Origin of the sequence: Pseudomonas petroselini, assembly GCF_045037875.1 — a bacterium.
GTDB lineage: Bacteria > Pseudomonadota > Gammaproteobacteria > Pseudomonadales > Pseudomonadaceae > Aquipseudomonas > Aquipseudomonas petroselini.
In genome coordinates this window covers 2049151-2072213 of sequence record NZ_CP173614.1, presented here as the reverse complement: position 1 = coordinate 2072213, position 23063 = coordinate 2049151, and the positions used below count along the sequence as shown (strand labels likewise).

The 23063-nt window shown below is 60.8% G+C and carries 18 protein-coding genes; 7 read left to right on the top strand and 11 right to left on the bottom strand.

Annotated features, from left to right (window positions below):
* Positions 1 to 29: 29 nt before the first annotated feature.
* The 3 genes from ACI512_RS09605 to ACI512_RS09595 are packed head-to-tail and all read right to left on the bottom strand — an operon-like array spanning position 30 to position 3017.
* Positions 30 to 929, bottom strand: a complete 900-nt coding sequence (locus ACI512_RS09605) for an alpha/beta fold hydrolase (protein WP_236382635.1) — start codon at positions 927 to 929, stop codon at positions 30 to 32.
* Positions 926 to 2320 carry an aspartate aminotransferase family protein gene (locus ACI512_RS09600; protein WP_046034430.1) on the bottom strand — a complete coding sequence of 465 codons (1395 nt, stop codon included), beginning with the start codon at positions 2318 to 2320 and terminating at the stop codon, positions 926 to 928. The genes ACI512_RS09605 and ACI512_RS09600 overlap by 4 nt, the downstream gene beginning before the upstream one ends.
* Positions 2313 to 3017, bottom strand: a complete 705-nt coding sequence (locus ACI512_RS09595) for an MtnX-like HAD-IB family phosphatase (protein ID WP_236382640.1) — start codon at positions 3015 to 3017, stop codon at positions 2313 to 2315. The genes ACI512_RS09600 and ACI512_RS09595 overlap by 8 nt, the downstream gene beginning before the upstream one ends.
* 228 nt (positions 3018 to 3245) lie before the next feature.
* Between ACI512_RS09595 and ACI512_RS09590 the strand changes: the two genes are divergently transcribed.
* Positions 3246 to 4016: a MipA/OmpV family protein gene (locus tag ACI512_RS09590; RefSeq protein ID WP_064054886.1), complete on the top strand. Its 771-nt coding sequence runs from the start codon at positions 3246 to 3248 to the stop codon at positions 4014 to 4016.
* Positions 4017 to 4109: 93 nt separating this feature from the next.
* Here the strand turns inward: ACI512_RS09590 and ACI512_RS09585 are convergent, their stop codons facing one another.
* From ACI512_RS09585 to ACI512_RS09565, 5 genes are all read right to left on the bottom strand, one after another.
* A complete protein-coding gene (locus tag ACI512_RS09585) occupies positions 4110 to 4514 on the bottom strand; it encodes an EamA family transporter (RefSeq protein ID WP_043204854.1) in 405 nt (134 codons plus the stop codon).
* Positions 4511 to 4891 carry a hypothetical protein gene (locus ACI512_RS09580; RefSeq protein WP_064054885.1) on the bottom strand — a complete coding sequence of 127 codons (381 nt, stop codon included), beginning with the start codon at positions 4889 to 4891 and terminating at the stop codon, positions 4511 to 4513. The genes ACI512_RS09585 and ACI512_RS09580 overlap by 4 nt, the downstream gene beginning before the upstream one ends.
* Positions 4888 to 5808: a hypothetical protein gene (locus tag ACI512_RS09575; RefSeq protein ID WP_012722461.1), complete on the bottom strand. Its 921-nt coding sequence runs from the start codon at positions 5806 to 5808 to the stop codon at positions 4888 to 4890. The genes ACI512_RS09580 and ACI512_RS09575 overlap by 4 nt, the downstream gene beginning before the upstream one ends.
* Before the next feature lie 186 nt (positions 5809 to 5994).
* Complete coding sequence (locus ACI512_RS09570; protein WP_046034427.1) at positions 5995 to 6648, bottom strand: DsbA family oxidoreductase; 654 nt, start codon at positions 6646 to 6648, stop codon at positions 5995 to 5997.
* Between the two features lie 55 nt (positions 6649 to 6703).
* Positions 6704 to 7723: an alpha/beta fold hydrolase gene (locus ACI512_RS09565; protein ID WP_012722459.1), complete on the bottom strand. Its 1020-nt coding sequence runs from the start codon at positions 7721 to 7723 to the stop codon at positions 6704 to 6706.
* Positions 7724 to 7909: 186 nt separating this feature from the next.
* Here ACI512_RS09565 and ACI512_RS09560 point away from each other — a divergent pair, with 186 nt between their 5' ends.
* Positions 7910 to 13432 carry a dermonecrotic toxin domain-containing protein gene (locus tag ACI512_RS09560; RefSeq protein WP_405121750.1) on the top strand — a complete coding sequence of 1841 codons (5523 nt, stop codon included), beginning with the start codon at positions 7910 to 7912 and terminating at the stop codon, positions 13430 to 13432.
* A gap of 88 nt (positions 13433 to 13520) precedes the next feature.
* Entirely contained in the window at positions 13521 to 14438 is a 918-nt protein-coding gene (metR, locus tag ACI512_RS09555; RefSeq protein WP_012722457.1) for a transcriptional regulator MetR, read from the top strand.
* 51 nt (positions 14439 to 14489) lie between these two features.
* On the opposite strand, the gene ACI512_RS09550 is transcribed toward metR, so the two are convergent.
* From ACI512_RS09550 to ACI512_RS09540, 3 genes are read right to left on the bottom strand one after another with little or no spacing between them, the layout of a single operon-like run.
* Positions 14490 to 14996 carry a GNAT family N-acetyltransferase gene (locus tag ACI512_RS09550; protein ID WP_012722456.1) on the bottom strand — a complete coding sequence of 169 codons (507 nt, stop codon included), beginning with the start codon at positions 14994 to 14996 and terminating at the stop codon, positions 14490 to 14492.
* A gap of 5 nt (positions 14997 to 15001) precedes the next feature.
* On the bottom strand, positions 15002 to 15418 hold the full coding sequence (locus ACI512_RS09545; RefSeq protein ID WP_236382263.1) for an NUDIX domain-containing protein: 417 nt from the start codon (positions 15416 to 15418) through the stop codon (positions 15002 to 15004).
* Positions 15415 to 16740 carry an HD domain-containing phosphohydrolase gene (locus ACI512_RS09540; protein WP_064054881.1) on the bottom strand — a complete coding sequence of 442 codons (1326 nt, stop codon included), beginning with the start codon at positions 16738 to 16740 and terminating at the stop codon, positions 15415 to 15417. The genes ACI512_RS09545 and ACI512_RS09540 overlap by 4 nt, the downstream gene beginning before the upstream one ends.
* Positions 16741 to 16958: 218 nt before the next feature.
* On the opposite strand from ACI512_RS09540, the gene ACI512_RS09535 reads away from it, so the two are divergent.
* Genes ACI512_RS09535 through ACI512_RS09520 form a run of 4 tightly spaced genes read left to right on the top strand, consistent with a single transcriptional unit; the run spans position 16959 to position 23024 of the window.
* A complete protein-coding gene (locus ACI512_RS09535) occupies positions 16959 to 18833 on the top strand; it encodes a bifunctional diguanylate cyclase/phosphodiesterase (RefSeq protein WP_236382254.1) in 1875 nt (624 codons plus the stop codon).
* A 54-nt stretch (positions 18834 to 18887) separates the two neighbouring features.
* A complete protein-coding gene (locus ACI512_RS09530) occupies positions 18888 to 19823 on the top strand; it encodes a cytochrome-c peroxidase (RefSeq protein ID WP_236382265.1) in 936 nt (311 codons plus the stop codon).
* A 10-nt stretch (positions 19824 to 19833) separates the two neighbouring features.
* Positions 19834 to 21648 (top strand): DAHL domain-containing protein, encoded by a 1815-nt coding sequence (locus tag ACI512_RS09525; protein ID WP_236382245.1) that lies wholly within the window; start codon positions 19834 to 19836, stop codon positions 21646 to 21648.
* Positions 21645 to 23024 carry an ATP-binding protein gene (locus ACI512_RS09520; protein WP_236382236.1) on the top strand — a complete coding sequence of 460 codons (1380 nt, stop codon included), beginning with the start codon at positions 21645 to 21647 and terminating at the stop codon, positions 23022 to 23024. The genes ACI512_RS09525 and ACI512_RS09520 overlap by 4 nt, the downstream gene beginning before the upstream one ends.
* Positions 23025 to 23063 lie beyond the last annotated feature (39 nt).

The following is a 23063-nucleotide window of genomic DNA, read 5'->3' as shown; positions in this document are numbered from 1 at the left end:
GAAGCCGCCCTAAAAACTGCAATTGCGGTTTAACTGGAAAAACTCAGTGCCGGAAATGGGGCGGCTTCGCCACCCAGCGCGGGGCAAGCCCGCTCACTACATAGAGTTCGTTCGCTGATGAAAGCGGCGCTTAGCTCGATCACTCGGCGGTATTGCAGGTCGACGGTGATCATGTGGTAGCAGTTGTCCAACAGGATCTTGGTCACCGGCCCGCCAAGATGGCGCTCCACGTAATCGGCGTTCCAGCGGCTGGTGATGTCGTCCTCGATGGAGTGCAGCACCAGCGCCGGTACGTTGATCGACGGCATGCGTTTTTTGACCACGGCGTTCATCCAGTGCAATTCGCGCACCGTCACGCCCTCCATCGTCAACAGGCCCGCTTCGCTGCTTTCGCCTTCCTTCATCTGCCGTTCAACGATGGCACGCAGGCGTTCATTCTTGATGCCGTAGGGCGGCTTCTCGGTAAAGCGGAACAGGCGCACGCCGAACGGGATACGGATCAGCAACGGCGTGATGAACGCCATTTTGTTGATGCTCCAACCGTCGTACTTGAGCGTGGTGGAATACATCAGCAACCCGGCCACCTGCCCCGGATGCTCCGACGCCAGGTACATCGACATCACCGCCCCCATCGACAAGCCACCGACAAACACCTGCTCGTGGCGCTGCTTCACGCCCACGAAGGTCTTGCGTACGCCTTCGTACCAGTCACGCCAACCGGTGGCTTGCAAGTCGCTGTTGTCGCCGCAATGCCCGGCCAGGGTGGGCACATACACCGTGCAGTTACCCGCCTTGGCCAGGCCCTTGGCAACCTGGCGCAATTCCGTGGGAGTGCCGGTCAGGCCGTGGATCAACAGGATCCCGACCGGACCTTCACCGAGAACGAAACCGGCAGTACCTTCACCGAGGTCGATCTCTGCCGTGTTCACCGGTTGGTCGCCCGCACCAGCAGTTGCTCAAGCAGCTTCAAGCCCAGTTCGATTTCCGGGTAGCTGATTTCCAGGGACGGTGCCAGGGTGATCACGTTTTTGTAGTAACCGCCCACATCGAGGATCAGCCCGAGTTTTTGGCCATCCACTACCATGTCGCCCTTCATGCCTTCTTCGACCATGTAGTCCAGGGTCGCCTTGTCCGGCGTGAAACCATCCGGGCCGCAGATTTCGCAACGCAGGGCCAGGCCCAGGCCGTCGACGTCGCCGATGATCGGGAAACGCTTCTGCAGGTCTTGCAGGCCTTCGAGGAAGAATTTGCCCTTGGCCATGACCATCGCGCCGTAGTCGACTTCGTTGGTCATCTTGAACATTTCCAGGCCGACCGCCGTGCCCAACGGGTTGGAGGCGAAGGTGGAGTGGGTCGAGCCTGGTGGGAAGATCTTCGGGTTGATCAATTCTTCACGGGCCCAGATGCCGCCCAACGGGTTGAGGCCGTTGGTCAGGGCCTTGCCGAACACGATCACGTCCGGCTGCACGTCGAAGTGCTCGATCGACCACAACTTGCCGGTGCGGTAGAAGCCCATCTGGATTTCGTCGGACACCATCAGGATGCCGTGCTGGTCCAGCACCTGCTTGAGTTCGCGGTAGAAGTTCATCGGCGGGATCACGTAGCCGCCGGTGCCCTGGATCGGCTCGACGTAAAACGCGGCGTATTCGCTCTGGCCGACTTTCGGGTCCCACACGCCGTTGTATTCGGTCTCGAACAGGCGAGCGAATTGCTGCACGCAGTGGCTGCCGTACTCTTCCTTCGTCATGCCTTTAGGGCCGCGGAAGTGGTACGGGAACGGGATGAACTGCGCGCGCTCGCCGAAGTGGCCGTAGCGGCGACGGTAGCGGTAGCTGGAGGTGATCGACGACGCGCCGAGGGTACGCCCGTGGTAGCCGCCTTCGAAGGCGAACATCAGGCTCTTGCCGTTGGTGGCGTTACGCACCACTTTCAGGGAGTCTTCGATGGACTGCGAACCGCCGACGTTGAAGTGCACACGACCGTCGAGGCCGAATTTCTTCTTGGCGTCGACCGCGATCATTTCCGACAGCTCGATCTTGCCTTTGTGCAGGTACTGACTGGCGATTTGCGGCAGGGTGTCGATCTGTTGTTTCAGCGCGTTGTTCAAGCGCGGGTTGGCGTAGCCGAAGTTGACCGCCGAGTACCACATTTGCAGGTCGAGGTAGGCCTGGTCTTCGGTGTCCCACACGTAGGAGCCTTCGCAACGGCTGAAAATACGTGGCGGCTCGATGTAGTGGACGGTGTCGCCGTAGGAGCAGTATTTGGCTTCTTTATCCAGAAGGATCTGGTCTTCGGCGGTAGCGATACGGATATCAGACATGGTGGAAGAGTTCCTGATCGTCAGAAGAGGTGTTGAAAGTGGTGGCGTTGGCGGCGATGCCCTGTGGCAGCAGCGCCAGCAATGCAGGCACTTCGGCAAAGGTGTCGAAGCGCGCGTGCGGAATGTGGTTGGCCACGCAGTAGTCGGCGAGGCTGCCCTTGGCAAACACGAAGTCGGCGGTGGAGGCCACGCACATGTCGGACTTGCCGTCGCCGATCACCAGCACGCGCTTGTGGCGCGGCGTGGACTTGCACTTGCAGTTGCCGGAAGCGGCGCGGCAGGCATCGCTGGCGTACGGGAAGTCGATGCGCCAGCTGTTCTGGTCGACCTGGCGCAGACGGTTGGCGAGGATCGGCAGCAGGGTCACGTAGTTGCGTGACAGGATCCGCGCGATGCCCTGCTCGATGCCGTCGCTGACGACTTCGATGGACGCACCCAGGCCGATCACGTGATCGACGAAGTCGGGGAAGTCCGGGTCGATCTCGACGCTGTCGAAATACGCCAGCAGTTCGGAGGGGGTGGCCTTGATCAGTGCCAGTTGGCGGCTCAGGCATTCGCGTGAACCGATATGCCCATCCAGCCATTCCTGTTCGATGGTTTCCCACTCGGGGCCGGCGAAGCGTTGGAGGACGTTGTCGATGACATCGGTGGGGGTGATGGTCCCGTCGAAGTCACACACGATATGCCAGTGGATCATCGTTGTTTACCTTGGAGGAGCGCGCTGTGTGCGCTTGCAACAAGGGGTAGAGCAGGGAGTGTGCCAACTGGCGCAGGCCCAGCGGGGCTGGGGCTTTGCTCGGAATGGAGGGCGATTTGTGTCGTAGCAGCTACAATTTTTGTAGCTTGCTACAAACAAGATGAGTGCTTGCGTGGGCACGGCGCTTTGCGCGTTCATGCGCACGTATTCAATCAAGGAACTGTGACCATGTTGAGGATCACATGCGCTGCACTCGCCGGGTTACTTGGCCTGTGGAGTGTTTCAAGCCTGGCACTGGCCGACGGTATCACCGGCGAAGTCGGCGCAGGCGTCAGCTACCAGCCCCATGACCCTACCGGCAGCCGCTACGAAACGCGGCCGGTGCCCTATTTCGATCTGGACTGGGGCCCCGTCAGCCTGAGTACCGATGACGGCTTGACCTGGAGCGCCTTGGACACCCACGGCTTTACCGCCGGCCCGTATATCAATTACCTGCAGGGGCGCACCTCGAACGGCTCGCTGCAGGGGCTGCGCAATGTGTCGGACATGGCCGAGGTGGGCGGTTTTATCCAATATGCGCCGGCTGACTTCTGGCGGGTATACGCCCAGATGGGCCAGGCCGTCGGCGGCGGGCGAGATCAAAGCGGTGTGCTGGGCAAGGTCGGCGGTGAGCTGGGTTATCCCCTGGGTGGCGGCATCATTGGCAGCACCGGCCTGCTGGCGCACTTTGCCGACGCCCGCCAGACCCAGACCTTTTTCGGGGTTGATGCCAATGAGTCTGCGGATTCCGGCATCCGTCCCTACAACGCCAGTGGTGGCTTCCAGAACATGACGCTGACCCAGAGCTTTGAATTCCCCCTGGCGGCCAACTGGTCGCTGTTGACCAGCGCCAGCTGGGTCCACCTGGTAGGCTCGGCCGCCAACAGCAGCATCGTCAAGGAAACCGGCGACGTGAACCAGGGCCAGGTGCAGACGGCCATCAGCTATAAGTTCGATTGAGGTGGGTCTGGGACTTCGGCGGCAACCCCGACCTTGTAGTGAGCGGGCTTGCCCCGCGCGAGGCCAGCCCGTTCACTACAAAAACCAAGCCGATCAGTTCTCTTCACCTTCGGCCAACAACACAATCCCGCCAATGATCACCGCCACCCCCACCCAGTGCAGCGGGCTGATATGTTCCCCCAGCCCCAGCCACGAACCCAGCAACACCACCACAAACACCAGTGAACTCAGCGGAAACGCCAGGGACAGGCTGCTGCGCCGCAGGATCAGCATCCAGACGAAAAACGCGCCGATATAACTGGCGATCGCCGCCAGGATCCCAGGGTTGCGCGCCACCTCACCCAGCCACTGCCAATTGAAATCCATCTGCCCCAATTGATCCCCGGCCACTTTGGTAAACAGCTGGCCCGCGCTTTCGGTGCAGATCAACAAGGCCCACAGCACCACCGTGCCGAAGCGCCCGTGCAGCCATCCGGTATTCATCGTTTGCGTACTCATGCCTGGCTCCCTGCAATCGCCACCAACATCACACCCAAGGTAATGACCAGCGTGCCCGCCCAACGGCGGCGGCTGACGGTCTCGCCCAGCACCACCTTGCCCGCCAGCACGACCCCGCAATACGCCAACGCGGCGGCCGGAAACAAAAGGCTCAACGGCGCGCGGGACAAGGCCTCGAGCCACACGAAAAATTCGATCGCATAGGCGCCGATCCCGGCCCACAGCAACGGCGCATTAAACACTTGGCCCCAGAACGCATTCAGGCGAAAGCCGCCGTCCAGCTCGGGCAACCGGTCCAGGCCGATCTTGAAACACAGCTGGCCGATCACATCGAGCACGATGGAAAACGCCACCAGCAACACCACGGTCAAGGTCACGGGAACAGCTCCTCAAACAGATCAATCAAGGCTTCATTGGTGGCGGCGTTGCGCTGCAGGTCTTGCGCGCTCCAACGCTCGGGTGGCGGCTGGTCGGACTTGGCTTCCCAGCGCTTGAACGCATTGCTGAAGGCAGGCTGGGCGAACTCGCCGCACACATCGATGCCGATGATGCGCTTGCGCGCCGCCAACGCCCGCAGGGCTTGCAGCAGGTGAGTCAGGCGCATGCCGCCCTGGTCCCAGTTGGTCGCCGCGTCTTCACTGGCAAGCACGTCTTTGTCGACGGTGATCCAGATCGCTTCGGTGGGCAGGCTGCTGATCATCTGCTCGAGAAACGCCGTCCAATCCAGCTCGGCCAGGTTGCGCCAGTGCAGGTGGTCTTCCTGCTGACGATGGCCGGCGCCATCGCCTACCCGCCCCCAGACTTTCGAGGGCGCGTGCTGCCAGGGAAACAACTGCAAGTGCCCGCGCTTGAGAGCGCCAAGGTTGCCGCCGCGCAGTTGCGGGTTATGCAGGTCGTCGCTGCACGGGCCGAGGGTGACGATGCGTTTGATCGCCGGCATTTTCAGCGCACGGTTGACCCACGAACCACAGTGGCGCTTGGGCGCGAAGCGTACCCAGTCGGGGTGGTTGTCAAAGTGGATCAGGCTGATCGGTTCTTTGAGATCGGCCAGAAAGGCCGGTGTGAGGTGGTGATAGTCGCCGGAGCCGACAAACAGGATTTCCGGCCGCGCATCCGTAGGCCGGGGCCGTTGGGCCAGGCGTTCGGCGAAGCGCTTCCAGGTTTTTTCGGTGGACCATAAGCGCAGCTTGGGGCCCAGGTCCAGCAGGTCGATACGGTGGGCGCGGCCACTGGCCAAACGCCGGGCAATCGGTGCCTGGGCGGTGAGGCTGTGGTCGAGGTCAAGAATGTTCAAGGCAGTGTCCCCTAAGGCTTTAAGGGGTCAATGCAAGGGACGGGCCAGCACTTATCTCAAGAACACCGAGAAACAAATGTGGGAGTGGGCTTGCCCCCGATAGCAGAGTGTCAGTCAACACATGTTTCGACTGAACCACTGCTATCGGGAGCAAGCCCCCTCCCCCATGTTGACCCGTGTTCGGCTTTAGTTTTTCGCGTCGTTGATAATCTGGCGAATCGCGCCCACAAACGCCTCCGCCGGCTGCCCACCGCTGACGGCGTACTGATCATTGAACACGATGGTCGGCACCGAGCTCACGCCACGGGAGATCCACAGCTGCTCTTGCTCACGCACGTCGGCGGCGTATTCGTCGGAGGCAAGAATCTCGGCCGCGCGTTTGATATCCAGGCCGACGCTTTCGGCGATGATCGCCAGGGTGGCGTGGTCGGACGGGTCCTGCCCATCGGTGAAGTACGCCTTGAACAGCGCTTCCTTGAGGTTGTACTGCAAACCTTCGAGCCCGGCCCAATGCAGCAGGCGGTGGGCATCGAAGGTGTTGTAGATGCGGCTCTGGCCATCGGTGCGAAAGGCAAAGCCCAGCTCGGCACCCATGTCGCGGATACGCGCACGGTTGGCCTGGGATTCTTCGGCGCTGGAGCCGTATTTCTCGGTGATGTGTTCGACGATGTTCTGACCGATGGCAGGCATATTCGGGTTCAGTTCGAACGGCTGGAAATGGATCTCGGCCTGCACCTCGGCGCCAAGCTGGTCGAGGGCTTCGGTCAGGCCGCGCAGGCCAATGATGCACCAGGGGCAGGACACGTCGCTGACGAAATCGATTTTCAGGGGGGTACTCATGGCAGGCAACCTCGCTAGCAGTAATGTGCCGTAAAGGTTGCACGATACACCAATGTCACAACACCTTTGCAGGCTCGCCCAAGTCAATCTGCGCCCAGTGCGCGGCATCTTCGCGATGGGCTTGCAGGTACGGCAACACCGCCGCCAGCAACGGCGCCTTGAACGCTTCCTGGAAACGATGGGCCAGGCCGGGGATCAGCTTCAACTGACTGCCCTGGATATGCGCCGCCAGGTGCACGCCATGCATCACCGGCAGCAACGGGTCAGCAGTACCGTGCACCACCAGGGTCGGCACGCGCAGTTGGTTGAGCAACGGCACGCGGCTCGGTTCGGCGAGGATCGCCATGATCTGGCGCTTCACGCCGTCCGGGTTGAAGGCCCGGTCATAGGACAGCGCCGCCTGGTGCAGCAACACCTGGCGATCATCCTTCACGTTCGGGCTGCCCAGCGCCGCCAGTAGATCGGCTTGCTGCTCCAGGGCCACTTCACGATTCGGCGCGCTGCGCCGCGACAGCAATTGCACCAGCGCCGCGTTCGGTGCCGGCAGGCCTTCGGCGCCGGAACTGGTCATGATCAGCGTAAGGCTCTCGACCCGCTGCGGTGCCATGGCCGCCAGGTGCTGGGCGATCATCCCGCCCATGCTCGCGCCCAGCACGTGGAATTGCTGGATCTGTAAGGCGTCCATCAAGCCGATGGCGTCGTCGGCCATATCGGTCAAGGTATACGGCGCCGCCACCGGCAGGCCGAGCTTGTAGCGCAACACTTCAAAGGTCAGGTTGGCATTGGCCGGTGCCTGGCGCCACGTGGACAGGCCGACGTCGCGGTTGTCATAGCGGATCACCCGAAACCCTTGCTGGCACAGGGCGACGACGACTTCGTCGGGCCAGTGGATCAACTGCCCGCCCAGTCCCATCACCAGCAGCAAGGCCGGGTCGGACGCACGGCCGATGCTCTGGTAGGCGATGCTCACCTGAGCCAGGTCGACCGTTTGGGTCGGGACATTAACGTCACATCGAGAAGCCGCAAAAGACGGCAGGCCGAACAATAGAGCGGCCAGTAAAAGCAACACGCGCATGAAAAACACCGAAACGCAGAACCCCAGTAGAGCGCGAGTCTGATGAAGTTTGTTCAAGCGCGCTGCCACAGTTGCGTGACAGTTTGATGAAGCCCGCTCAACGGTCACTGCGACAACTATCTAAGCCCCCACAGAAGTCACGCCGACGTTCAATGCCCGTTACTTCATTGATCCCGAGACATTCTGATGGCGGAACAACTCAACACACGCATTACCCTCAGCGACATTCGCAGGCCCTCATCCCCTCTTGGCCGTGCGGTGGATGAAAATCTCTTGCTGCAAGCGCGCGAGAGCTGGCAGGACAGTCGCCAGCGCTTGCGCGACCTGATGGCGACCGCGCCCAGCGTGCGCGCATCGATCAACACACTGATCAGGCAGGAATTGGACGTGGATGGCGAGCAGGTACATCTGCACTTCGCCGCGCAAGGTGATGCCCCTGCCCGGGATGTCACGCTCACGGACGCCTGGGCCTACGCTCAACAACACTATGCGTTCGCGGGCGTGGACCCCACCCTCGACCAACGCTGCACACTCACTGGTCTCTCTGAAGAGACGACACCGGTTGCGCTGCTGCAACGATTGCTGAAGCTGAACCTGCGGCATGGGATCAGAAGCCACTGGATCACCTGGTGGATTGCCCGCGCGCCCGGCACCCCGATGGCCCGGCGCGAACTGGCCAACCAACTGTACCGCCAGCATTTCCTGGCCGCCGCCCAACATGCCGTCGCCGTGGGCGAGATCAATACCGACCAGGTGGCCCCGCTCCTACGGCTGGTCGATCCACCTGCCGACGAACAACCCGCCGACGGCCAGGCCCTGTATGTCGAGCAACTGCTGTTGACGTCTGCCAGCGGCCCTACGGTCGAGGTGCCGGGTGCATTGGTCATGACCCGTACCGACCAGGACAACCCTGTGACTCAGTGTGTGTACTTGCCCACCCGACAGCCGGCGCTGATGGTGTTTGGCGACCGCGTCCGCCTGGAAACCTGGCTACGTGATCAGCCGGAATTGTTCCCCGGCGTCGCACAGATAACCCGCGAGCACAGCATCGAGTACCGCACGGTTGAGCCCCCCTTGCAGGCAGGGCTGACACACCTTCAGGAGCATTGGATCAAGCAAAAACAAGACACCCTGACGTCTGCGACCGACGGTGATTTGGCCGAGCACGGCGCGAGCTCGCTGCACACTGCCGAGCGGATCGACCGCCTGCAACGGGAGCCACTGTTCGCTGCAGCCCCAGAACTACCCGCTGCACCCGACAGTACCGAAAACCCGCCGCCCTTTACTGGCTTGACCGCCGATGTGCCATTGGGGCTACGCCGCCAGGCCTTGAAACAACAGCAAAACGCCCTTGAAATCTTCGTGGGCGAGGACGACTCGCGCCTGGCCTTACTCACCCCTCTATTCGATGCACTGCATCAGGCCCGGCAGCAGGCCTACACAGCAGCCGGCGCTTTGCTCGATCAAAAACCGGCGCTCATGCTGTCGGAGCTACTGCAGAAGCACACCCCTCAATACACCGCCCTGCTGCAGGCGCGATGGCAGGGGTTGAAGCAGGAAGCCGAGCTGCTACGACAGTTGAAGCAAATCAACACCGCTGAGTATCAGTGGCTGATGGATGGGCTGGACCCCGACAAACCACCCGCCAAGGACATCGCGGTCGCCTGCCTCGTCCTGTCCATGATCGAGCAGAAGAACGGCGAAAAAACCATCAGCCAAAAAGAACTCGAGGGTGTGCTGCTGATTACCCAAGCCAGCACCTTGAAAGCATTGCCCTCCTCGCCCAACAGCCTGCTGCTCTACTGGCCAGGCCACAATGGTGGTGTGCATCGCTTTGAAAACTTTGCGCAGTTGCAAGCGTGGTTCTTCGTCCAAACCTCCACTCAGCCGGCGCTGACGCTTGAGCCCCGCCTGCTGAGCCAGAAGGCCTTCGACTACAGCTTGCACCAGCAGCTTTCCAACGGTGTGCAGCAGATTGAAGCGCTGTTGCACCGTACATCCGAGCCCGAACAGGCCCTGCAACAAGCCACCGAACTGCAAGCCATCCGCGTAAAACTGCTGCACGAACTGGGCGTACCGGCGAATGAAGCACGCGAACTGGCTTATACCCAGTGGCGTGAGCGACAGCAGACGGGCGCCCTGGCCGAACACCTGACCACCTGGCTCACTACCGTCAGCGCCGAAGACCGAGCCCAGCTCAAGGCATGGATCGAAGACTATTGGCGGGCCATGCGCAGGGCCGATCACGCGCTGGAACAAAAACTGCCCCTGAGCCACACCTACTGCAAGACCCAGCTTGAAAAGCGCCTGAACCGGGATTTCGCCCTCAAACAGCCCTTTTCCGTGACACTGGATTTGCCCGAAACCGTTGCCCACCGGCAGCACTTTTTCGCCGCGCCCGGCGCACCGGGAACCCCGACCAAAACCGTGCTGGAACCCAGCACGGCCCGAGTCAGCCTGAGCCTTGAAGACCTGGCGTTGGGTAACATCGATAACGCACTCAGTGAACGCCTGGGCTTTATGAAAGTGCTCGTCAGCACGCTCGATACGAATGAGCGTGAAGTCCTCGCGGCAGCCCTCACCCCGCGCTACGTGAAAACAATGGTCACCGAGCTGGACGTGGCACAACAGTATGAGGACCTGATCAAGGAGACATGGCTGGGCACCGACCGAGAAGCCTCGTTTACTCGCGACGCTCGCCTGGAATGCCTGATGGAACCCCACCGCCTGATACTGAAGATTCAGGGTCGGTTGGCGCACTTGAACGGCACCCTCACGGCGGATGAACTGCAGGTGTTCAACCGGGCCGCCGAGCAGGCCAAGCCGGTGGGTCTCGTTGTGCTGCCCGCCGTACTCAGTGTCGGCGGGGCGGACACCGATGACGGCCCCAGCACGTTGTCCGGCATCAGCTTCATTGAAGAAAAAAGCACCGGGCTGACCCTCCTCTACCTGCCCGACAGCCCGGACCGCCAGTACGTGCGGCGCTTCGATACCCGCGAGCAAGCCCGCCAGGCCCTCTACAACCTGTGCCTGTCCAGCGACATGGTCAGTTACCTGGCCGCACGCGCAGTGCCCGGAGACGTCGAACGCCATGCCGGTCGGATCAACCAGGCCGCGCTGAAAAACTATAGTGCCCTGATTGCCATCGGCAAACCCTGGCCAGGCGCACCGTCGCTGGCCACTCACGTGTTCAACGCCCACATGGGCCGCTTGCTTGAGGCTCACCGCGCCACCTCACGCTCCAACAGCGAGCTGTACCGGGAACGCTATGCGATGAAGGGTGAGCAGGCCTTTACCTGGATCAAGATGGCCATGGGCGTGGTACCCATCGTGGGTACCGCCATCGGTCTACACGATGGTTGGACCAGCGCCAACGACGCCGTCCGTGCGTTTCGGCGCGGCGACCCGGTTGAAGGATTACAGGCGGTAACGCAGGTCCTGCAATCACTGATCGATGCCGCCATCGACGTGGGCACCGGCGTGCTCATCACCCCGAATGCCGCGCGTGCACGCACCGCCGCGCGCCAACTGCGCAACGCGTTCAACGTGAGCGGTTATTTGCGTCCGCCACCGAGCCGCAGTGCCCATATAGGCCTGCGGTTCAGCGGTTACGAATACGAGAAAGCGCTCTCGCTCGGCCACCTGCAGCCGGCGACGTACGGCCTTTATCGTCACATCTACCGGCATGCCGACGGCGACTTCATCCTGCGCAGGCATGCGCTCTATCAGGTTGAGTTGCAGGATGGTCACTGGCGCCTGAGCGGCAACTCGAAAAAAACCTACAAGCAGCCGATTGCCCTGGATGAAACCGGGCAATGGGACACGCACTTCGGTGTCTACGGCACCTCACACCCCGGTGGCCTGGCAGGCGGCGGTGCGGCGCTCGGGCACCTGGCGGACAGGCTGGACCCGCTGTGGCCGTTGGCAATTCGTGAGCGTCTGCCGCGCTGGTGGACCGATCAGGTCTACCGCCGGCAGTACGCACTCGAGGCCAGCATTGACCAGATCTATCATCGTTTCGACCAAAACCATAAGCGCGTAGGGACTCTGGTAGATCGCTACGAAAACGGCGAGACCGCCCTGTTCGACGAGCTTGTAACCGACCTGACGCAAGGCATAGCGCTTGCCAAACAGCTTCATGAGCAGTTCGAGCAAGTCCTTCCATTTTCCCGCGGCAACCGGGCCAGCGTTGGGACTAAAGCCAAAAGTGATGCCGCGTATGAAGTGGTCTGGAAGTCACAATGGCTGATCAAGCTCAGGGGAGAACGGATGGTCACCCATTCCGATGACATTGAAAAACTGACCGCTCTCCTAGAGGCCATGCCCTATGAGCAGGTGACGGTACGGGCGGCCCTCAGAGAACAGATCAGGGGCAAACACATTGCCAACCTTGAGCACTTTCGCCACACCGAGACCGCGATGGAGACCATGAACACTTGGAACAGCCGGGTCTCCCTCCGTGAGCACCGACAACGAATAAACATTGCCTCAGAGGTGATAAACCGGCACCTGTCCGAGAGAAAACGTAACTACACCAAGGTCGCCGCCCTGCTGGACGTCATCGATCATGGCAAGGCACTGTCGGACGTCTCCTGGCATTACCTGCAAGGTGCGCTGAAGAACGCCAAAACCACGACCTGGCGTGCGTTGGATCTGCAAACCGACTTGCTGGAAATCAGTTCGAACCTCAACCAACGCAACACGATCCTCAATTTCTGCATTGATGCCTACGAAAACATGCGGATGAACCTGGACCGCTGGTCAACCAGTTACCCCCAACATTTCGACGCGGTTTACGTCCCCCAACTGCGCGCCGAACTGGAAAAGATGGCCGAGCGCGCCCGTAAAACCTTGCGTGAGCCTGCACCGCGCAAGCCTATCAGCAGCCCCCGCAGAATTTTCGAAACTGAAGACAACACGCTGCTGATCGGTGTGGAAAGCTGGGAACCCTCGACCCGCGTACGTCGCTACACCATCACCGGTGCCCAAGGCCGTACCGAAATCTGGGAGCAAACCGCCAATGGCCGGTATTACCTGACCAACCCCGAGCCGATTGCCGAGGTTGTCGCCGCCAGGAGCCTCAACGCCCTGATCAGTGAAGCGCAAGCGCGACTGAAGGCCGTGGCGGCTTACATCAAAAAAGTGCGTGACTACGCCCGTCAAGGCCTGTTGCCGGTGGAGATGGAGGAGATGCTGGCAAGAGAGGCCGATGAGCTGCTCACCCGGGCGCGAACCATCGCGCCCTTGGCACCCGATCATATAACCCTCAAACAGCTGCAGGACGGCGCCACACAGCTGACGACAACCGGCCGTGCCCTGCGGACGGAGTTTTCCCTGTCCAGTAAAAAGCCCACCGATGGCATGCTTGATGACCTGGCCAGGCATAACGTGGTCGAGGTAAGGCGTAACAGCGGGTTGAAACGCCTGCCCCTGTTACGTGAAGGGCGTCCGGATTTCATGCAGGAATATGAAATCTGGGATTTAACCGCCTTGCCGCCAACGCCGCTGTGGTACGCGCACTTTCACTACAACCGGCGCGCAGCCACATTCGATCAGTTCGAGAAAGCCCACTTGAAGCTGCCGGAGCATCGAGGCCTGACTCACGGTGATGACCCGACATTGCCGTTTTCCGATATCGGCAAAAAATCCTCGGCGCTGCCTCATATCCGTCCGTTGTGGGTCGCTGCCGACGAGGTTTCGGCGTCGTGACGCTCGGCAGGGGTTGAATGAGAGGCTGTAAACATGAGACAAATTCAATCATTCCCTCTCAAACATCAAATTTACTCATGGATAACCCGTGCTAGAGATCCGCCACCTCAAGACCCTGCACGCCTTGCGCGAAGCCGACAGCCTGGTCGAAGCCGCTGAACGCCTGCACCTGACTCAATCGGCGCTTTCTCATCAGTTCAAGGAACTGGAGGAGCGCCTGGGCATGCCGTTGTTCGTGCGCAAGACCAAGCCGCTGCGCTTCACCAGCGCCGGCCTGCGCTTGCTGCAACTGGCCGACGCCACCCTGCCGCTGCTGCGCGGCGCCGAGCGCGACATTGCACGCTTGGCCGGCGGCACCGCCGGGCGTTTGCACATGGCCATCGAGTGCCACAGCTGCTTCCAGTGGCTGATGCCGACCATCGACCAGTTCCGCGATGCCTGGCCGGAAGTCGAGCTGGACCTGGCCTCGGGCTTTGCCTTCGCGCCGCTGCCGGCGTTGGCCCGGGGTGACCTGGACTTGGTTGTGACGTCCGACCCGCTGGAACTGCCAGGCATTACCTATGTGCCGCTGTTCACCTATGAAGCCATGCTCGCCGTGGCCAACCAGCACGCGCTGGCGAACAAGGCCTACATCGTGCCGCAAGACTTGCTGACCGAAACCCTGATCACCTACCCGGTGGAGCGCGACCGCCTGGACATCTTCACCCGCTTCCTCGAACCGGCCGATGTTGAGCCGGCGCAGGTGCGCACCTCGGAACTTACGGTGATGATGATGCAACTGGTGGCCAGCGGCCGTGGCGTGTGCGGCATGCCCCACTGGGCGCTGCATGAATACAGCTCGCGCGGCTACGTGAAAGCCAAGCGGCTGGGTGAGAAGGGTTTGTTTGCGACGCTGTATGCAGGGATTCGCGCGGACATGCTGGATGCGCCGTATATGCGCGACTTTCTGCTGACCGCGAAGGACACCTCGTTTTCCACCTTGGATGGGGTCAGCGCGGTGCGTTGAAAGGCTCAGCTCAACCGGTGGAAGGGGGCTTTCCCCCTCCCACAGGGCGTATCACTGGTCTTGCAGTTCGCGCCACATGTGGATTTTGTCGAAGTAATCCACGCCCACCCGCACCGCCAGCGGTTCCAGACCGTATTGAGTGAACCCACAGCGCTGGTACAGCGCAAACGCGGCGTCATTACCGGCGGTGACGGTCAGCTGGATCACTTTCAAGCGCGGATGTCGGCGCGCTTCATCCAGGGCCGCCTCGACCAACCGCAGGCCCAGGCCTCTTTGCTGATAGGCCCCGGTCACGTACATACCGAACAGGGTCACCTTGTGCCGCGCCTTCTCGCGTGGCTCGTACGCCAGACCGACAATACCCGCCAGTTCATCGCCGTCGAAACCGCCCAGCAGCCGATCCAGTGGGTTGTCGAGGCGCTTTTGCCACCAGCTCAACGGCATCGCCGCCCGCTCGGCCACACTGGAGGTGAATGCCTGCGGATAGGCGCCGTACGCCTCCAGCATCAAGGCCCGATAAGCCTCGGCGTCGTGGGCCCCCAGTGCACGGATGATCATAGGCTTCAGGCCGTTGCGGTCAGTGACGCACGGTAAAACGGCAGGATCAGGTCGCGTGTCAACGGCGCCAAGTGCAACCCGCCATCACCGGCAGGATCGATCCAGCGTACCTCTTCGATTTCAGCAGCGGGGGTGACCGGCACATCGATGCGTACCTGGAACAACTCAGCTTCGACGGTAAAGCCCGGCTCGTTGACCGCGGGCGCGCTGAAGTTGCCGAGGTAGAGGGCATCGCTGGGGTCGATGCGCAGGTTCAGCTCTTCGTGCAGCTCGCGGGCCAGGGCCTCGGCAGGTTGCTCGCCGGCGTCGATCTTGCCGCCAGGCTGCATGAACGCTTGGGTGCCACGCTTGCGTACAAGCAATGTTTGGCCGTCGCTGCCGATCAGGAGGGCGGCGGCGATGCGGATAGTAGAGGTGCTCATGAAAGGTTCGCGGTCTCTTCGGGTACTTTGATAAAAATGGCGTATTTGGCGCCTTCCATTGCCTCAAACGCAATGAGCTTGTCCACCAGCGGCAGGTTCAGCACCTTGCCGGCGTTGAGCAGCAACATGCCGTTATCGGCATTGAGGTTACGCGCCAGGACCATGCCGTCCGCCAGTTCACGGGTGGTCAGGACCTTGACGGTGGGATCGCCCAGCGTCACATCACTGAGGAACTTGGCACAGGCCTGAATAAAATCGTCGACCAGGCTTGGGTCGTAAAGGCGCCCGGCATACTTCTGGATGTAGAGCAGCGCTTCATCACTGTTCATCTGCCGCTCAAGGATCAGGCCTTTCTGCAACTCGATGAAATCCACCGCCAGTTTCAGCAGGCGTGAACCGAACGGGATCGCCTCCTCCTTGAGGTGATCGGGAAAGCCGCTGCCGTCATAGCGTTCCTGGTGATGACGAATGATCCGCGCCGCATCCTTCATCGGCTCCAGCGTCATCAGCAGCGACTCGCTCTGCGTTGGATAAGCGCGGTACAGATCGCGGTCGGTGCTGTGCAGCCTATCGGACGGGGCGGTCATCATGCTGTCGGTCCAGCTGAGTTTGCCGATGTTGTAGAGCGCGGCGGCCATGGTCAGGTCGCGCGTGCTGACCTCGTCCATGGCCTGGGCGTTGCAGTACACCCGGATCAGGTCGATCAACTGGCGGTTGGTCTGCTTGTCCTTGGGCAGGCGCAAGTTGGCCAACAGCGAAAACACTTCGGTGCCCGTCACGTAGCTGCGTTTGAGTTCTTCGTAGGCCAGGTCGAGCATGTCGGCGGTCTGCTGCAGCTCGCCGGTGCGCGACTCCACGCGCTTTTCAAGGGTCGCATTGAGCACCTTGAGCTGCTCGTTCTGCGCCTGGGTCAGGCGCTCCAGGCGCTGATGTTCCAGGGCCTGCTGCAGGATCAGCTTCAGTTCATCGTCATTCCAGGGTTTGCCGATGTAACGGTGGATCTGGCCTTCGTTGATCGCCTTGATGATCGTCGGGAGGTCGGCATACCCGGTCAGCAGGATGCGGCTGGTGGTGGGATACACATCATGCACCTTGGCCAACAACGTGGCCCCGTCCATGCCCGGCATGCGCGCATCGCTCATGACCAGGTCGATGGGCTGTGACGCCATGATTTCCAGGGCCTGGGCACCGCTGCCGGCGAGCAGCACATCGTAGGGCTGGCCGCGCAACAAACGGCGCAGGCTATTGAGGATCGACTCTTCATCGTCGACCAGCAAAATGGTGGGTTTTTCGGTGGAAAGCTTCGCGAGTTGTTCATCCATGCCGACTGCGCCTTCAAGTTAAACAGAATTGAGCTACATTGAGCCCTTGTCCCAAGCCGTCTTCCCTCGCTTAAGGCGTGGGGTTGATTTGACGCCAACTGGCCGTCGATATCAAGGGAGCTCGACTATGCTCTCATAGCCGCTGGCACCCCGCTCAGACGTGCAACCAGGGAAGAAGTCATTATGCAGTCGCACCTTTTGCAGTCGCCGTGCGCCGTATGACCCCGGATTCAGTCAGGGCCAACCGTCGTATTCTGATCGTCGATGACACCGCCTCCATCCACCAGGACTTTCGCAAGATCCTCTGTGCCGACGCAGACGCCCAGCCCTCGCTGGACACCCTTGAACACACGCTGTTCGGCACCCCGGCCAAAGTGCGCCAGGTGTTTGAGCTGGACTCCGCCTACCAGGGTGAGGAAGCCCTGGCCCTGGTCCACAAGGCACTCGCCGCCGGCGCTCCCTATGCCATGGCGTTCCTCGACATGCGCATGCCGCCGGGTTGGGATGGTTTGCAAACCATCGAAGCCCTCTGGAATGCCGACCCCAACCTGCAGATTGCCCTGTGCACGGCGTATTCCGACTATTCCTTCGAGGCCATCGAAGCGCGATTGAAATACAACGACCAGTTGCTGATCCTCAAAAAGCCCTTCGACAACCTGGAAATCCGCCAGATGGCCAGCGCCTTGACGTGGAAGTGGCAGCTGGCCCAGGACGTCGCGCTCAAAGTGAGCAGCCTGGAGCGCACCGTTGAAGAACGTGTGCAGGAACTGCTGAAAGTCTCGCACTTGCTGCAATACGACGCGCTGACCGAATTGCCCAACAGTACGCTGCTGGGCGACCGGCTGACCCAGGCCATGGCCTTGGGCCGTCGGCATGACACCCAACTGGCGGTCATGTTCATCGGGCTGGACCGTTTCAAGCGCATCAACAATGCCCTGGGCTATCCGGTAGGCGACGAGGTGCTGCAGCAGGTCAGCCAAAGCCTGGTGGCGGCGGTGCGTGAGTCGGACTCGGTGTTCCGCTACGGCTCCGACACGTTCGTGATCGTGCTCAACGATATCCTGCACCCCCAGCAGACCCAGGGCGTTGCCCAGAAACTCCTCAAGGTCATCAGCGCGACTCGCCACGTCGCGGGGCATGACCTGAGCATCACGGCCAGCCTGGGCATCAGCATTTACCCCAATGACAGCGGCACCGCGGTGGAGTTGATCAAACATGCTGAAACGGCCATGCACACCAGTAAAGAGCGCGGCCCCGACAGTTTCAGCTTTTATACCGACGCCATGAACCTGCGCGCCCAGCATCAGCAAAACCTGGAAAGTGCGATCCGCCAGGCCTTGGAGCGCGATGAGTTTGTGCTGCACTACCAACCGAAGCTGAACTTGAAATCCGGGCAGATCGTGGGGGCGGAAGCCCTGATACGTTGGTTTCAACCCCGCTCAGGGTGGGTCAGCCCGGTGGATTTCATTCCCGTGGCTGAGGACAGTGGCCTGATCGTGCGCCTGACCCAATGGGTACTGCGCGAAGCCTGCCAGCAGGCACAGGCGTGGCGCGTGATGGGCCTGCCCTCGCTGTGCATCTCGGTGAATATCTCGGCGATTGACTTCCGCCAGCGGGATTTTGTCGACAACCTGGCCGCGATCCTGAAGCAAAGCGGCCTGCCTCCCGACCGACTGGAGTTGGAGATCACCGAAAGCGTGTTGATGCAAAATGTCGACGACACCGTTGAAATGCTGAACAAGATCAAAGCCATGGGCGTACGCCTGGCCCTGGATGATTTCGGCACCGGTTACTCCAGCCTCAGCTACCTGCGACGCTTCCCCATTGACGTGCTGAAAATCGATCAGTCTTTTGTGCAAGGCCTGAATGTGAATAACCAAGACGAACAGTTGATCAGCGCTATCATCAGCATGGGCAAGAGCCTGCGGTTGAGCATTATCGCCGAAGGGGTGGAGACGCTGGAGCAGCTGAAGTTCCTGCAAACCCAGCAATGTGAAGAAGGCCAAGGCCATCTGTTCAGTAAGGCTGTACCTTCAAAGGATTTCGCCCAGTTGCTGCAAGTGGGCTCCGCGCCCCTGATGCCCGATCAATAGCCGAACACAAGGAGTGCTCGTTTGAGCGCAGTCTCAACTACTCGAATTGGCCTGATGTTCACGTGTTGGCTGGTCACGGCAGCGCCCTTGGTGGCCGCCCCGTTGGACGAGCCGCTCAAGCCGTTGCCGGCGGCGCCGGCCCTGGACCCGGCTAAAGTCGAACTGGGCCGCCAGCTGTTCAACGAGCCGCGGCTGTCGGCCAATAACACCTTGTCCTGCGCCAGTTGCCATCGACTGGACAGCGGCGGTGCCGATAACAAACCGTTCTCCATTGGCTTCGATGGCCACCCGGTGGAGATCAACACGCCCACGGTGTTTAACGCCAGCCAGAATTTCAAACAGTTCTGGAACGGCCGGGTGGACACGCTGGAAGCGCAGATCGAACAAGTGGTCATCAGCCCGGTGGAGATGGGCAGCGACTGGAAAACCGTGGTGCAGAACCTGTCCGCCCTGCCCGCTTACCAGGCCGCCTTCAGCCAGTCGTACCCCGACGGCGTCACCGCCGCCAACGTGCAAAATGCGCTGGCCACTTATGAGCGAACGCTGCTGACCCCCAACTCGCGGTTCGACCGTTACCTGTTGGGCGATACCGATATCCTCACGATCCAGGAAAAGTACGGCTACCAGCGCTTCAAGGAGTACGGCTGTATCGCCTGCCACCAGGGCATCAATATCGGCGGCAATATGTTCCAGAAGTTCGGCGTGATGGGGGACTACTTCAAGGCGCGCGGCAACCCGGTCGAATCGGACCTGGGGCGCTACCTGCTGACCCAGGACGAGGAAGATCGCCATGTGTTCAAAGTGCCCAGCCTGCGCAACGTGGCGGTCACCGCGCCGTATTTTCACGACGCGTCGGCCAAAACACTGGAAGAAGCGGTGGATGTGATGTTCACGTACCAACTGGGCCGCACGCCCTCCGCCGAAGACAAGGCGCTGATCGTGCAGTTTCTCAAGACCCTGACCGGCGAATGGGCAGGCAAGCCGCTATGAGCCAACTCTCATGACCCTTTCTCGCCGCCGTACCAGCCAGTTTCTGCTCAGCCTGATGACGCTGCTGCTGGCCTCGATCCTGGTGTTTCTGTACGTGAAGTCGTCCCGCGATCAGACGGCCACTTACACCCAGTCCCGCGACCTGATCCGCCAACTGCAGCAACTCAATGCCCAATGGGACAGCGAGGTGCTCAAGGCCAGGATCGCCGTCACGCACAACTACGACCCTCTGGTTACTCCCCTGCGGGAAATGACGCGGCTGTGGGCAGATCTGCAGAGTCACCCCACCTATCACGCCCCAGAAGACCTGTCCCGCTGGCAAGCCACCCTGGAGGGTTACCAGGCGGCGATCCAGGAAAAAGCCCGGTTGGTGGATCAGTTCAAATCCCACAACGCGGTGCTGCGCAACTCCCTGGCCTTCTTGCCGACCGCCGAAGACGATATCCAGGCCCAGTTCAGCCGTTATGACGAGGACGGCAGGCGGCAATTGCAAAGCGTCGCCACCGACACCTACGACCTGCTGCTCAGCAGCCTGGAGTTCGCCCAGGTCACCAGCGACGAGCGTGCCGCCGATATCCTGGTGGGCCTGGGCAAGCTGGCGGTGAACAAGGAACAGTTGCCAACCGAGTTCCAGGCACCGGTTGAGATCCTGAGCAAGCACATCGAGCTGATTTTGCGCGAACAACCGCTGGTCAATAATTTGCTCGAACGGATTGCAGCCATTCCCGTGGCCGACCGCCTGGATGAGCTGACCCATTACCTCAACCAGGATCAACAGACGGCCGACCTCGTCGACCAGAAGTACCACCGTTACCTGCTGGTGTTCGCCACCCTGCTGGTGGTTTTGCTGCTGTACCTGGCCGTGCGCCTGTTGCGCAGCTTTGCCGAGATCAACCGCGTCAATCGGGCCTTGCAGGCCGCCAATGAAACCCTGGAGCAACGCGTGGAGCGGCGCACGCAGCAGCTCAAGGATGCCCAGAGTGAGTTACTCGACAGCGCCCGTCAGGCCGGCATGGCGGAGATTGCTACCAACGTGCTGCACAACGTCGGCAACGTGCTTAACAGCGTGAACATTTCCGCCGACATGGTTGCGCGCAAATTACGCAGCAGCAAGGCCCAGGGCCTGGGCAAGGCCATGCAGTTGATCAACGAACACCAGGGGGACCTGGGTACCTTCCTGACTCAGGATGAAAAGGGTAAGTTGCTGCCCGGCTACCTGAACCAACTGGTTGAGGCGATTGCCGTCGAGCAGCAAGGCATGACCGACGAACTGGCGCAACTGAGCAAAAGCGTCGACCACATCAAGGACATCGTCTCAACCCAGCAATCCTATGCCGGGGCGTCAACGCTGCTGGAGCCGGTGCATATCAGCGTGTTGATGGAAGATGCCTTGCGGATGAATGCCGGTGCGCTGAGCCGCCACAATGTGACGGTGGTCAAGCACTACGCGCAGGTGCCGGAAATCCTGGCAGACAAACACCGGTTGCTGTTGATCATGGTCAACCTGATCAGCAACGCCAAATATGCCATGTCCAACCTCAGCGACCGGCCACGGCAGATGACCCTCAGGGTCGAGCAGAGGGATGACGATACCCTGCAGATCAGCGTGAAGGACGATGGCGAAGGCATACCGGCCGAAAACATGACCCGCATCTTTACCCACGGTTTTACCACCCGCAAGGAAGGCCACGGCTTTGGCCTGCACAGCTGCGCCCTGGCCGCTGTGGAGATGAATGGCCAGCTCACCGCCCACAGCGACGGGCCGGGCCGGGGCGCGGTATTTACCTTGACCATTCCTATGACCCTTGCCGGAAGTCCCGCATGAACAAGCCCCCAAACCGACGCATCCTGTTGATTGATGACACGCCGTCGATTCACGACGACTTCCGCAAGATCCTGATGCCTGTGGTTGATTCCAACCCAGTGCTGGATGAGATGGAGTCAGCACTGTTTGGCGCTACGGTCAAAGCCAAGGGCCCGGGCTTCGAGCTGCACTCAGCCTACGGCGGAGAGGAAGGCCTGCAATTGCTCATCTCGGCGATGGCACAGCAGCAGCCCTATGCCCTGGCGTTCGTCGACATGCGTATGCCCCAGGGCTGGGACGGTGCGAAGACCATAGAAGAACTCTGGAAAATCGCCCCCGACCTGCAGGTGGTGGTGTGCACCGCCTACTCGGACTATGCCTGGGAAGACCTGCTGGACCGCCTGCACGGCCATGATCGCTTGCTGATCCTGAAAAAACCGTTCGATAACATTGAAGTCCAGCAAATGGCCAATACCCTGGCCAATAAATGGGACATGGCCCGTCGCGCCACGCTGCAAACCACTCACTTGGAGCAGTTGGTGGAACAACGCACCCAGGCGCTGCAACTGGAAATCGACGAGCGCAAACACCTGGAAAGCCAACTGGTGCAGTCGGAAAAACTCGCCTCGCTTGGCCAACTCGCGGCGGGTGTGGCCCATGAAATCAACAACCCGGTGGGTTTTATCTCATCCAACCTCAGCACCCTGGACAGCTACTTCAACCAGCTGCAACAGATGCTCGATGCCTATCAAAGCGCCGAAGAACTGATTGCCCCGCAAGAACAGCGCGATCAACTCAAAGCCCTGCGAACCGGCCTGGAGCTGGATTTTCTCAAGGAGGACATTCCGATTCTGATCCGGGAGTCCAAGGAAGGCATCGGCCGCGTGGTGCAGATCGTCAAGGACCTGAAGAACTTCTCCCGTGTCGACAACGACCAGACCTGGCAATTTGCGAACCTGCAACAGGGCATCGATTCGACGCTGAACATCGTCGCCAGTGAACTCAAGTACAGGGCCGATGTGGTCAAACACTACAACCCACTGCCGGAAATCGAATGCCTGGCCTCACAGCTCAACCAGGTGGTGATGAACCTGGTGATCAACGCCGCACAAGCCATGGGGCCGGAACGCGGCACCATTACCATCAGCAACGGTGTGGAAGGCGAGAATATCTGGCTGGAAGTGGCGGACAACGGCTGTGGGATTACACCCGAAACCGTGCAGAAGATCTTCGACCCGTTCTTTACCACCAAGCCGGTGGGCGAAGGCACCGGGCTGGGGTTGTCACTCTCCTACGGCATCATCAAGAAACACCATGGCAACATCTCCGTCAGCAGCGAGGTGGGCAAGGGAACGACCTTTCGGGTGGTGTTGCCGATACGGCAAACGGCGGCGTAGGGCTGTATAGAGAGGGTTAAACAACCCCACGAAACGATC